Genomic DNA, 11,286 nt, shown 5'->3' with positions numbered 1-11,286 from the left:
AGGGCCTGGGTAATTACGCCGCTACTGCCTCGGAGCGATAATAATACGGCTCAATATGCTCCAATACAAAAGCAACAAAGCGCCGCTGCAATCCCAGATGCTCATTCGCTAATACAGCATTGCGTATTCCTTCGCGCGATTCCGCATCCAAGCTTTCGGTCGCGTCGTCAATTCTCTTACGCTTTACTGCGTCATATTCGTGCCACGTGGCGGTGTTCGGGTTTGTTGTTTGTCCTAATGATTCAAGTGCCGCGACCATCAACGTGTAGGCAAGCGCAGCGTCTTCGCTGACTAGAAGCGTGGCCGCAACAATCTGACGGATTGCACGTAGAGCAGCTTCATAGCTCTTTCGTCGAAGTTTAACTAGAGTTCGAATAAACTGATCAACGTCTCGCGCGCTTTCATCACTGAGAATTACGTCAGCATCGAAGGTCTGTCGTAATAGGCTAGCAGGCCCGCGATGTCTTGTTTCGCTGCTGTTCTCGAGCGAGATCAATCGCCGCGCCATGTCGTAGTCTCTGACACAGGTTGCGTTGGTGCAAAATGCGATGACTGCTGCGATTTCGTCGAGTAATTGGTCCCCGCTCGTTGCTGCCAGCATCTCACGCTGACCGTTTAAATCTTCCGCTTCAAGCTGTTCATTGGCTTCGATGGTCAACGTGCGAAGGCCGTGGAAATTTCTTGAAGGAAGTAGCCGGCCAAATACGAATTCCAACGGCCGCTCATCCATTGAGAGCAAATTAGTATAAAAAATTGATCTGTGTACTTTACTTGTAAGACTGACTGGACGGAAATAAAATCCTTGGACAATTTGAAGCATGATAAATCACTGCCGTTGCTCTATCGTTTCCGAATAGATCAAGCGATCTTTAGCCGGTCATTCTGGGAGAACGTGTCTATCTTCATGGTCAACTTGTGAACGACGGCCGTCGGCACTTTGCGCCGCTGGTTTTCTTCCATGCGGATGAAACCGACCGCTTCAAGTTTCGCCAGGGTGCGCGTCACGTTGGGTGCAGCCCTGCCCGACCATTCCGCCAGATCGGCGATGGATTGAGGCTTGCGGTCGCGGATCATGGCGAGCAGCCGCCGGTTGTCCGGCGTCAGAAGGCGCATCAGCGCTTCGACGGACTCGAAGCTCTGCCCCCCGGCGTTCGGCGGCGCGGCCTGCTGGCCTCTGGCAATGGTCGTCATCTCGTCGCGCAGCTTGCTATGGCTGACAATCCGGTGCTCGGCCATGGCTTTGTCCTTTCCTCAATGGTTCCTTCCCTCACGGCGTCGAGCGGGACGCCGCGCTCTGTCAAAATCCGTTCGACCTCCCCGAAGAAGTCACCGATCAGGGTCGCCGCATCCGTAATCGCATAAGGCCGACCTCGATCGGTTTCGTCGCGGTGCCAGTGGTCCGCTTCCACCTGGCGCTTTGCATACTGGCTTGCCAGCGCAACGGTATGGGCATTGTCTAAGCCCATCAGCCGCTCGCCCTCCGGGGCATGCAGCGTGAACGAGTAGCGCAGCCCGTGAGGCCGCTCCTTCGTCGGTTCGATCCGCTTGATCGCGAACTTCACGAAGTAGCCCTGCCCGTACCAGTGCACCCGCCCGTCGAAATCCAGCAGAAAGGCGAGCGTGTGTATCTAGCTGTCATCGTTGCTATCATATCCTTACATGATATGGTAGATAATATAAGGCAGTCCAGTGGTCTGACCCGGTCTCGACGCGAGCCCTTCCGTAGGCCCGCGCGCCTTAGGGCCGAAAGACGGTCCGTCAGAATACGGTTGCCGGTCGGCGGATTTCTTTGAAATAATTTACGCCGCGCGCCTTGCAGGATTTTCGCTCCCCGAAAACCTCATATTTAGAGGCTCCCAATCGCTGATACTTCAGGCGCTTAGTGCGCCTCCCCGAAAGCTTCATAGTAAGGCAGCATTTGCCCGGAGTGGTGCGGATGGCGGTTGACGGCGTGGAGGTGCGCGATCCTCAGCGTAAAGGCCGGTGGCGCAAAGCCAGCGGCCTTGGAGCGGCGGAGCGCGACAGCACCGGAACGCCGTCAAGGATCGCAAGGGCCCCGCGATGCCCGCAGGCTTGTCGCTGGTCCTAAGGACCGAGAGGCGGCAAGCCGAAGGGGAACCGCCCGCGAGGGCGGCATCGTGGGGGCGGCCCGTACCGCCTTCACGGTCCGGGTGAATGCGGACCGCTGGGCCATACCGTTTAGGACGCGCATCCGATCCGGCGTGAGGGTCGGCCTTCCGGCGGATCAGGGTCTAGGGGCTCGAAGGCCCTTGGTTGCGTCCAGGTGCGATGAGACTGGTGGAGGGCTCCAAGGGCGGCAAACGCCTTTGGTCGATGGGGTCCAGGGGAGAGCGAAGTCTCCTCTTGGTCGTGGTCCAGCGGCGAAGCGCTTGGCCCGGGTGGGTTTCGGGAGGGGCAGGCACGCCTCCTCCTGAACGGATGAAACGGCGGACGTTTCTGTGGTGCGATGAGGCTCAATGCCGAGGGAGCGCCACCGCGTGGGGGATGCAACGGGGGCGCGCAGCGGCCCCCTTGCCAAGATTGCGGTGTATTACACCGCACATCTTGCACTCTTCGATATTTCCGCCTCACTGTCTTCCATGTCTCTCACCTTGCCTGCCGCTGCATCAACTTGCCGACCTCTATGCCGCCCTACCTCATCCTATTGGCACTGCCCTTACCGCCTGTTCGGCCTATCCGCTTCCCGTCATCTCGGGTTCAATCTCATACGGCTCCGCTTCCGTTCGACAAGGCTGCAACATGCCAATTTTACCCCTCGATGGTTCGGTCGGCGCGGCCTGACCAAGGTGGCCCCATCTTACCTATGGCAACCTCTCACCGGACACGGTCGGCCTCCTCAACAGCGGCGAAGCCGGGACCGGAGCCACGCGCAGCCTGACATCGGAAGGCGAGCATGGCGAGGACCCGCCTGTTGAGGAGGACGGGCGGGTCTGGTCCGCTCGGTGGCATGGGCGGATGACCGGCTCGTGCGGTACCGAGCGGGCCGGACCTGCGCGTCCAGGGAAACGTGACAGCGAACGCTACGGCCACGCTTTCCGTTGAAAAATACCAAAGATTGGTATATTCTGGATGTGAGGAGAATGGCTCATGGCTCGAAACACATCGGTATCGCTCGGCGATCATTTCGCGGAATTCATCGACAAACAGGTCGGCGGCGGCCGCTACGGCAATGCCAGCGACGTTGTCCGGGCCGGGCTGCGTCTCCTCGAAGAGCATGAAACCAAGCTCGAAGCCCTGCGCTCGGCCTTGATCGAGGGTGAGGAAAGCGGCGCTCCTGCGCCCTTCGATCCCGAAGCGTTCCTGCGCTCGAAGCGTGGGTCGCGATAAGGGTGGGCTACACGCTTTCCCCAAAGGCACGCGCCGACCTCGACTCCATCTGGGATTACACTGCCGATCGTTGGGACGAGGATCAGGCGGACCGCTATGTCCGGCTGATCGCCAAAGCCTTTGCCGACCTTGCGGACGGCTCGCTGCCTGGGCGTAAAGCCGATGACATTCGCGACGGCTATATGAAGCTGCCTGCGGGGTCGCATGTCATTTTTTATCGGCGTGACGCCGACCGGGGCATCGTGATTGTCCGCGTGCTCCATCAGCGGATGGATGTGCAGCGGCACCTTTAAGCGGGAAACGGCCCTGCGATTTCTATAAAAATGGCAAAAATTGGTCGGCTGCCTAAACTTCGCCGCAGACGCGATGCAAGCTCAATCAAGCTCGATAATAGGAATTAATTCTTGTTAATCGTGCCAAAGAGCTATATATTCGTCTTGCCAGCCAAGACGAAAAGAAAGGAGGCGGGCCATGATCAACATCGACCACGACCACCTTTTAGAAAACGACGAAGCTGATCGGAAGTCTGCGTCCGATACCGCGCCAAATTCGTCGATGGCCGACTTCGACCGAGGCATTTACCGCTCCTACCTCGACGGTATCGACATTAATGAAGATCAAAAAGACGATCTGCTCAATATCGTTTGGTCGATGATGCGGATGTTCGTCGATATGAACTTGCCCGTCGATAGTTGTGGGCAAATTGTTCTGGGACTCATTGAGCAGTCCGGTCACGAATCAGATTCGGTAGACTAATCCCAAGCCACAGGAGAACGCAGACAAGGAGGAATCATGCCAGCGAGAGCACCAAGAAAGCCTATCAAACCGCAGGTAAAACAGGCGCTACAAGAGACGAACCTTGCCCTCATCTACGGGCGCGTCTCGTCGAAAAAGCAGGTAATCGCGGGCGATGGTTTGAACTCGCAGCTTACGGTCTGTCTCAACCACGCGGCGAGCCGGGGCTACGAAGTTTGTGGGACTTTTACCGACGATCTGACGGGGAGCGCTGAGCGTCGTCCCGGCCTCGACGCGCTGCTCGAAGTGATGAGACGCGATCGGACCAAACGTTACAGAGTGGTGTTCGATCACATCAATCGCTTTAGCCGGGACATGTACCTCTACGGCGATCTGAGGCGCATGATCGACGACATGGGCGGCATCCTCGAATCTCCGACCATGATTTACGGCAACGACTCGACCTCGCACCTCGTCGAGAACATGAGCGTCGCTGTCTCCGACTATCAGCGCAAGCACAACATGGAGCAGACAAACGTCCGCATGAGGGCGAGGCTTGAGAATGGCTACGCCGTCTTCGCAGCCAGTGCGGGATATCGATATGCGAAGGTGCAGGGTCACAGCGGCAAGCTGCTGATGCGGGCCGAGCCGGTCGCCTCGGTCGTCATTGAGGCTCTCGAAGGTTTTGCCTCCGGCCAGTTCGGCAACGCCGCCGACATGCATCGCTTTCTCGAAGCGCATCCCCTCTTCCCGAAGAGTCGTCTGGGCAAGGTGCCTCACCAGCGCGCCAGCGACATGCTCCGCAATCCGATTTACGCAGGGCTCGTCGGCTCCGAAAGCTGGGGCATTCCCTTCCGCAAAGGGCATCACGAGCCGCTTATCAGCGTCGCGACGTTCCAATGCATCCAAGACCGCCTCAACGGCGTTGTCAGGATGCCGTCCCGGAAAAACCTCAGCGAGGACTTCGTGCTGCGCGGCCACGTGATGTGCGACGATTGTGGAGAGCCCCTGACCGCCTGCTGGTCGAAGGGCACGCACGCACGCCATCCCTACTATCTCTGCCACCGCCGCGCCTGTGCGTCTTACGGCAAGTCGATCCGCCGCGACGTGATCGAGGGCGAATTCCAGACGCTCCTACAAGCGGTCGAGCCGGACCCGCGCGTGTTTGCGCTGGCGACGGCGATGTTCAGGGAGCTGTGGGCGCGGCGTGCCGCGAACAGAGTCGGGCGCGTTAAAGCGCTCAAGGATGAACTAGCCCGCGTCGAGAGGAAAATCGACGACACGGTCGAGCGGATCGTCGCGACCAGCGTGCCGTCGGTTGTGCGGGCGCTCGAAGCCAAGGTCGAGAAGTGTGAGACCGAGAAGCTGCTGATCGCCGAGAAGATGGCCTCGGCGGCCCTTCCGCAGGGGACCTTCGAGCAGCGACTTAGAACGGCGCTCGATTTCCTCGCAAGCCCCTGGAAAATATGGGCTTCCGGTCATACAGAGGCTCGGCAAGCGGTCCTGAAACTCACGTTTGCCGACCGCCTGCGCTACAAGCGCGGTGAAGGCTTTAGAACGGCAAATCTGTCTTTGCCGTTCAAGGTGTTAGCGGGTTTTTCGTCCGGTGAAAAAGAGATGGCGCACCCGACACGATTCGAACGTGTGACCTTTGCCTTCGGAGGGCAACGCTCTATCCAGCTGAGCTACGGGTGCTGACCGTGCCCGTTGAGTAACCCAAGGCGGTCCTCCGTGCAACGGTCGGCGTGGCAAGATCCTGGGCGATCGCTTGAGGCTCGAACGGACGAGGGCGCGGCCCTCCGCCGGCAAAGCTCACACGTTCGAATCGTGTCGGGTTGCGCCGAGGCGACGGAAGGGCCGCGGATGCGCCGGCATTGTGCCTTGAGTGCGGACGGTATGCGGACGTATTTGCGCCCCTCCGCCGCCGATGAAGCCCTCGGTAGAACCTGAGCGCGCTGGATGCCTGCAATGGCCGGCTGTGTGCCTCGTCCAGGGTGCGGCAACTTGAGGGTTAAAGCCCCGTAGCATGGTTGCGCGAGCTGTGCTGAATAGGCGCGAATGGAATGTGCGCGGTGCACAGGCGTCCGCGCCCAAGCTGGCGACACGATCCCATTTTGCGACCGCCCTCCCACATGGTTGCCGAAACGAGACCGCAAATCACGGGGAGCGATCTTGCCCGGAAGGTCGCCGGTCTGGCTCGTGGCGAGCGTCTGGTCGTCCTGGGCATCGGTCGGGAGGGCATCGGCGCGATCGTCTCCGAGGATTTCGACCGCGATCGCAGCGTGCTGCTGGTGACCGGCGACAATGAGCCTACGGCTACGGCTGTTGTCGACCGGCTCCTCGACGACCTCGCCGAACTGGCACTCGACCGCTGGCCGCGCTGGCACGGTCTCGGTAAGCCGACCGACCCGGTCGTCGCCGACCCGTGGCTCAAGGCGGCATCCAGGCGGGCCGAGCGTGGTCTGCCGCCTCGCTTCCGGCGCCTCGGACAGGAACGCGAACTCTGCCGGCTTCTCGATGTGCTCGATCAAGCCCGTGTCGTGCTGGTCTGGGAGGTCGACCCTGTCTCGGCGGCGCATGCGCGCCCTGTGATCGACGCATTGGAATGGTGCGGGCGGCACGGGGTCGCCGTCGTGGCGGCGCTCGCCGCCAAGCCTCCGGAGACGGCGCCCTACGACCGTGTCCTTTACGGTGCCCGCGTGTTCGCGCGCACCGACCGGGCGGTGGCCAAGAGGTTCATCGCACCGGCTGGAGCGCACCATGCGAGCGTCATCGAGCAGCAGGTTGCGGAGTCGCTGGCTCGGGACGTTGAGCTCAAAGATCTGTTCGTCTGCAACGCACCGGTGCTTGTCGGCGCCTGGGGCGGGACGGCACGAGTCGATCTGCTCTGCTCTGCACACCGCATCGTCGTGGAACTCGACGGGCCCGAGCACAGAGCCGAACCGAAGTTCGGCAATGACCGACACCGCGATTACGAGTTGCTGACGGCGGGCTACGTCGTGCTGCGCTTGACCAACGATCAGGTCGCGGCCGACCTGCCTCTGGCGATCGAGAAGATTCGCACTGTCGTTCGACTGCGGCGCGGCACGACTGAGGGTGAGCCATGAGCGGGACGCTGACACCAAAACAAGCCCTGATCCTCTGGTGCCTTCTTGGCCGGCACGGCAGCGCCCTTCAGAGCGCGCTCGTGCCGCGCATCGACAAGGCGGACCGGGAAGCGCTGATCGCGGGCCGCTACATCGAGGCGGTGAAACAGGGCCGCTCGCTGCGGCTCAGCGTGACGGACAAGGGCTGGGACTGGGCCGGCGGCCATATGCGCGAGCCTCTGCCGCCGAGCTTCCGCGTGCTGCAGGACTGGCTGGAACGGGTGCAAGCCGATCTCGCCGCGACGGGCCGGAGGCTTGCCGACGTCGTCGGCAGCGTCCCCGAAGAGCCGGCACCAACGGTGCCGCAGCCGCGGCCACCCGCACGCCGGGCCGCGTCCAAGGGATCGGACAGGGAATTGAAAAAGCTGACGCCAATACAGCTTCGGGCCCGGATCGAGACCGCCTACCTCGCCCTGACGGGCGGAGAGAAGGCCAAGGCCGTGCGCCTCAGCGCCTTGCGCGACCATTTGTGTGACCTCGATCGCGCAACCGTCGATGCAGGACTCGCGGCGATCCTAAGGGGGGACCCGACGGCGCGCCTGAGCCAGTTCAGCGATCCGAAATCCCTGACTGCTGCCGAGCGCGCGGCGGCGTTCAGCCCGGCCGGCGAACCCTTCCACATCCTCCGGATCCAATCATGACGGATGCCCTCGACGCCCTGCGCCGGGTCGATTTCGATTGGGTGCGCACCCTCGACAGCATCTGGATTGATACGCCGCCGACCGGCGGCCCCAACGAACGGCTCGTCCCGAACATGGTCGCGGACCTCCACCGCAAGGCCCGTGCGCCGGCCGACCGCGCGATGGGTCGCGTGCTCGTTGGCCAGTCCGGTGTCGGCAAGACCCATCTGGTCGGACAGCTGCGGCGCGAGGCCTGGCGAACGGGTGGCTGGTTCGTCCCCCTCGACGTCCTCGGCCTGACGGATTTCTGGCGGAGCGCTGCGCTGAGCTTCGTCACCGCCTTGTTGCAATCGATGCCGGACGGTCGTCGGCAATCGGATGCCGTGCTTGCGGGCGTGGCTCGCCGTTTCAATGTCGAGGCGCAGGTCGAGGCCGCTTTCAACACGCCGAACATGGATGCACGGCGGATCGTCGACGTCCTGGTCAAGGCGCTGATGAGCGTCGATGCGAGCCGCGCGCTCAAGCACCTCGATGTCTTCCGCGCCCTTTGTCTCCTGCGCTCCCAGGATTTCGAGGTGGTCGGGCTCGCCCACGCTTGGCTGCAGGGCTACGACGCCGACCCTACCGAGCGCGCAGCCGCCGGCTTCAAGACGCCCCCGCCGGCACCCGTCGAACTCGTGCGCGGCATGTGCTGGATCATGGCGCTCAGCGGACCGACGCTTATCGCGATCGATCAGATCGACGGGCTCATCGAGAGCAGCCGGCTCGCGGCAAAGGACGGGCTCGATGCAGAGGCGGGCCTCGCCGAGGTGCTGGCCGCCGGCCTCCTCGAGGTCAACATCATCTGCGACCGCAGCATGACGGTGGTAACCTGCCTCGAAGAGTCCTGGGAGCGTCTCTGCACACGCGGCCTGACACCGATGCTGGAGCGCTTCGCGGAACCGACGGGTCTCGTCGGCATGAACGACAAGGCGGCAGCCGCCGCGCTTGTGGCAGACCGTCTGAGGCCAGCCTATGCGGAGGCCGGCTTCGAGCCTCCTACCGAGCTCTGGCCATTCAATGAGCGGGTCATCGCGGAGGCCGCGGCGGCGGGCATGATGCCGCGCACGCTGCTGATGCGCTGCGATGCCTTCCGCCGACAATGTCTCGCGGCAGATGCGATCACGGTCTGCGACACGCTGATCCGAGTCGCCGTTCCATCGTTGAGCGAGCCTCCCCCCTCCGAGTTCGACCTCGACGCCGCCTGCCGCGATGCCGACATCACGCAGATCCGCAGCGACGAGGACATTTGGCTCGGCCAGTTGCTGCGCGACGCGTTTGACCTCTACGCCCTGGAAGACGATCCGGACGACGCCCTCGAAGTGGCGAGCAAGGGTGAGCCCGACCAGAAGATTCCTCCCCTCCACGGCCGGCTGATCTTCATCCATCGTGACGAGAACGACCGTGAGCGGCACGTCTGCTACCGTGCCCTCCAGCATCAGAACGCCATCGCGTTCCAGGCACGGCTGCGCGCGGCTCTCACGGCCTCCGGCATCTCGGCGCGCATTCCAGACCGAGGGTTACTGCTGGTCCGGCGCGGGCCGATGCCGGGCGGCACGAAGACCCGGCAACTCGTCGACGCGTTCACAGCTGCCGGTGGGGTGTTGATTGATCCGTCCGATGCGGACTTGCGGATTTTCGTCGCCTTGCGCGACCTACATGCGCGGGCTCAGGCCGAAGGCGCGTCCGACCGGTTCGAGCGTTGGCTGCGTGCCCAGCAGCCGGTCGTGAACACCGGTTTCTTCCAGGCCGCGGGCCTCGCTCACGTCGTGACCAACGAGGCTTCCCGTGAGACGGCTGGGCGCGTGCACGCCCCTGCGTCGGCAGACCAGCGCAACGAGGGAGCACCGGATCGGGCGGACGCCGCACGGGAGCTTAGGTCGATGGCCGCAGGTAGAAGCGGCCCAGACGGCGCGGGCCAGAGCGAGCGGCCGGCCCCCGATGCGCCGTCGCCAGAGGCAGTTGCGGCCGCAATCCCGGTCGGTCATCGCCTCACGCCGGACGCGCCTGCCGTCACCCTGCCGCTGCGCTTGCTGCCCCGTCACACCGCGATCATCGCCGGTTCGGGCTCCGGCAAGACCGTGCTCCTGCGCCGCCTCGTCGAAGAAGCCGCCCTGGCAGGCGTTCCGGCGATCGTGATTGATCCCAACAACGACCTCTCGCGGCTTGGCGACTTATGGCCCGACCGGCCGAAAGCCTTCACCGCGGAGGATGACCGCAAGGCGGCTCTCTACGCAAAGCGTGTCGAGGTCGCGGTGTGGACGCCGGGCGTGCATGCCGGCAACCCGCTGTTCCTTTCCGTCCTGCCCGACTTCACTGAGCTGAGCGGGGACCGCGACGAGCGCCAGCAAGCCATTGAAATGGCGGCCGAGACCCTCGGACCCCTCGCCGGCGCCAAGACGAACCTTCTGCGCGGCGTGCTCGCCGGCGCGCTGCAACACTTCGCCAATCGGGGCGGCGGCAAGCTGGCCGACTTCACGGCCCTACTCGCCGATCTGCCCGACGGCATCAGCCAGATCGGCAATGCCGCCAAGCTCGGGGCCGGCATGGCCGACCAACTTCACGCGGCGGTGGCGACGAATCCGCTCCTTAAGGTCGAAGGCACGGTCCTCGATCCGCACCACCTGTTCTACGGCTCCGATCCCGCACGCACCCGCATCTCCGTCATCAACCTGTCGGGGCTCGCCTCGGAGGCAGCCCGCGAGGATTTCGTGAACCGCCTCCAGATGACGCTGTTCGGCTGGATCAAGAAGAACCCGTCGCCGCACGGCATGCTCTACGTTGTCGACGAGGCCCAGACCTTTCTTCCCGCCCAGAAGGCATCGCCGAGCCTCGGAAGCGGCATCAAGCTCGTGGCGCAGGGCCGCAAATACGGGCTCGGGATGATCGTCGCGACGCAGGTGCCGCGGGGCATCCACAATCAGGTCGTCTCGAACTGCACGACACAGTTCTTCGGGCGGCAGAGCGCCCCCGCGACCATCGCCGCCGCTCAGGAGATCATCGCCGCCAGCGGCGGCACCGCCGCGGATATCGGCAAGCTGGGCGCCGGCGAGTTCTATTTCGCCACCGAGGGCTCAGGCCGTCCGGCCAAACTGCGCACGCCGATCTGCCTCACCTACCACCCGGCCAACCCACCAACCCCGGAGGAGGTTGTGCGACAAGCACGAAAATCCATGCCACGCGACCATTGACTGGTTGTCAAACAGCGTTGAACATTGACCCTGGATCGGCGTCGAACTTTGGCTCTGACTCACTCTTGCTGATGCCGGCGGCGTTGAGGATGTGGACATCCACGATGGAGCCGCAGCATGCGCCCTCGCTTCCGATCGTCGAGCCTCGTACCCGCTGGATTCGTCGTCGATTATGTCGATGTCGGCGCCGATCGGACCGATCTGGTC

Annotated in this window: 9 protein-coding genes, 1 tRNA gene and 1 pseudogene; 7 read left to right on the top strand and 4 right to left on the bottom strand. The window is 63.0% G+C overall.

Annotation, left to right across the window (positions count from 1 at the left end; translation table 11 throughout):
- Positions 1-13: 13 nt before the first annotated feature.
- From COGEMETH_RS16000 to COGEMETH_RS15990, 3 genes are read right to left on the bottom strand one after another with little or no spacing between them, the layout of a single operon-like run.
- Positions 14-820, bottom strand: coding sequence for a hypothetical protein (locus COGEMETH_RS16000; protein ID WP_238183598.1), 807 nt, complete (start codon positions 818-820; stop codon positions 14-16).
- 38 nt (positions 821-858) lie between these two features.
- A complete protein-coding gene (locus COGEMETH_RS15995) occupies positions 859-1,236 on the bottom strand; it encodes an HVO_A0114 family putative DNA-binding protein (protein WP_238183597.1) in 378 nt (125 codons plus the stop codon).
- On the bottom strand, positions 1,188-1,562 hold the full coding sequence (locus COGEMETH_RS15990; RefSeq protein WP_238183596.1) for a toxin-antitoxin system TumE family protein: 375 nt from the start codon (positions 1,560-1,562) through the stop codon (positions 1,188-1,190). The genes COGEMETH_RS15995 and COGEMETH_RS15990 overlap by 49 nt, the downstream gene beginning before the upstream one ends.
- A gap of 1,546 nt (positions 1,563-3,108) precedes the next feature.
- On the opposite strand from COGEMETH_RS15990, the gene COGEMETH_RS15985 reads away from it, so the two are divergent.
- The 4 genes and pseudogenes from COGEMETH_RS15985 to COGEMETH_RS25840 all read left to right on the top strand — a co-directional run.
- Entirely contained in the window at positions 3,109-3,348 is a 240-nt protein-coding gene (locus COGEMETH_RS15985) for a type II toxin-antitoxin system ParD family antitoxin (RefSeq protein ID WP_238183595.1), read from the top strand.
- A gap of 2 nt (positions 3,349-3,350) precedes the next feature.
- Complete coding sequence (locus tag COGEMETH_RS15980) at positions 3,351-3,641, top strand: type II toxin-antitoxin system RelE/ParE family toxin (protein ID WP_238183594.1); 291 nt, start codon at positions 3,351-3,353, stop codon at positions 3,639-3,641.
- Between the two features lie 178 nt (positions 3,642-3,819).
- Positions 3,820-4,104, top strand: a complete 285-nt coding sequence (locus tag COGEMETH_RS15975) for a hypothetical protein (protein ID WP_238183593.1) — start codon at positions 3,820-3,822, stop codon at positions 4,102-4,104.
- 36 nt (positions 4,105-4,140) lie between these two features.
- Positions 4,141-5,148: pseudogene (locus tag COGEMETH_RS25840) on the top strand (recombinase family protein); the annotation flags it as partial.
- A 553-nt stretch (positions 5,149-5,701) separates the two neighbouring features.
- On the opposite strand, the gene COGEMETH_RS15965 reads toward COGEMETH_RS25840, so the two are convergent.
- A tRNA-Arg gene (locus tag COGEMETH_RS15965) sits at positions 5,702-5,778 on the bottom strand.
- Positions 5,779-6,215: 437 nt separating this feature from the next.
- On the opposite strand from COGEMETH_RS15965, the gene COGEMETH_RS15960 reads away from it, so the two are divergent.
- From COGEMETH_RS15960 to COGEMETH_RS15950, 3 genes are read left to right on the top strand one after another with little or no spacing between them, the layout of a single operon-like run.
- Entirely contained in the window at positions 6,216-7,190 is a 975-nt protein-coding gene (locus tag COGEMETH_RS15960) for an endonuclease domain-containing protein (RefSeq protein ID WP_238183591.1), read from the top strand.
- Positions 7,187-7,870, top strand: a complete 684-nt coding sequence (locus tag COGEMETH_RS15955; RefSeq protein ID WP_238183590.1) for a hypothetical protein — start codon at positions 7,187-7,189, stop codon at positions 7,868-7,870. The genes COGEMETH_RS15960 and COGEMETH_RS15955 overlap by 4 nt, the downstream gene beginning before the upstream one ends.
- Positions 7,867-11,079, top strand: coding sequence for a helicase HerA domain-containing protein (locus tag COGEMETH_RS15950; protein ID WP_238183589.1), 3,213 nt, complete (start codon positions 7,867-7,869; stop codon positions 11,077-11,079). The genes COGEMETH_RS15955 and COGEMETH_RS15950 overlap by 4 nt, the downstream gene beginning before the upstream one ends.
- Positions 11,080-11,286: the final 207 nt, after the last annotated feature.

The sequence above is a fragment of the Methylobacterium trifolii genome (assembly GCF_022179685.1).
GTDB lineage: Bacteria > Pseudomonadota > Alphaproteobacteria > Rhizobiales > Beijerinckiaceae > Methylobacterium > Methylobacterium trifolii.
Note: the sequence above shows the minus strand (reverse complement) of the source record. Positions and strands in the feature narration are given on the sequence as shown.

Bases quoted from the DNA above. Each gene is read 5' to 3' on its own strand.
- COGEMETH_RS16000 (WP_238183598.1), bottom strand. From the start codon at position 820: ATGCTTCAAATTGTCCAAGGATTTTATTTCCGTCCAGTCAGTCTTACA.
- COGEMETH_RS15995 (WP_238183597.1), bottom strand. From the start codon at position 1,236: ATGGCCGAGCACCGGATTGTCAGCCATAGCAAGCTGCGCGACGAGATG.
- COGEMETH_RS15985 (WP_238183595.1), top strand. From the start codon at position 3,109: ATGGCTCGAAACACATCGGTATCGCTCGGCGATCATTTCGCGGAATTC.
- COGEMETH_RS15975 (WP_238183593.1), top strand. From the start codon at position 3,820: ATGATCAACATCGACCACGACCACCTTTTAGAAAACGACGAAGCTGAT.
- COGEMETH_RS15960 (WP_238183591.1), top strand. From the start codon at position 6,216: ATGGTTGCCGAAACGAGACCGCAAATCACGGGGAGCGATCTTGCCCGG.
- COGEMETH_RS15955 (WP_238183590.1), top strand. From the start codon at position 7,187: ATGAGCGGGACGCTGACACCAAAACAAGCCCTGATCCTCTGGTGCCTT.
- COGEMETH_RS15950 (WP_238183589.1), top strand. From the start codon at position 7,867: ATGACGGATGCCCTCGACGCCCTGCGCCGGGTCGATTTCGATTGGGTG.